Annotated in this window: 1 pseudogene; it reads left to right on the top strand. The window is 50.0% G+C overall.

What is annotated here, in order from left to right:
* Positions 1 to 49: 49 nt before the first annotated feature.
* Positions 50 to 414, top strand: a pseudogene (locus DXD04_RS17025) (GDP-mannose 4,6-dehydratase); the annotation flags it as partial.

Here is a 414-nt window from a genome sequence, read left to right on the forward strand (position 1 = left end):
ACTGAACGGATATCACCGGAAATGCTGAACGGGTATCCGCCGGAATATGCACCGCTCGTCAGTGGACTTCCGCGAACGTATCGCACATCTGGAAGGACAACCGAATTTTCACTTGCACTATGCAGATTTGAGTGACTCCATGAGTATTCTGCAGGTAGTTAGTAAGGTACAGCCCACGGAAATTTACAACCTGGCTGCACAAAGCCACGTACAGGTAAGTTTTGATTCTCCGGAATTTACAGCCAACGTGGATGCAACAGGTGTACTCCGCGTGTTAGAGGCTGTCCGTCTGTGCGGACTGAAAGATACCTGCCGCATCTATCAGGCATCTACTTCGGAACTTTACGGAAAGGTGGAAGAAGTGCCGCAGAATGAAAACACACCGTTCCATCCTTACAGCCCGTATGCAGTGGC

The organism is Phocaeicola plebeius, from assembly GCF_003437535.1.
Taxonomy (GTDB): domain Bacteria; phylum Bacteroidota; class Bacteroidia; order Bacteroidales; family Bacteroidaceae; genus Phocaeicola; species Phocaeicola plebeius_A.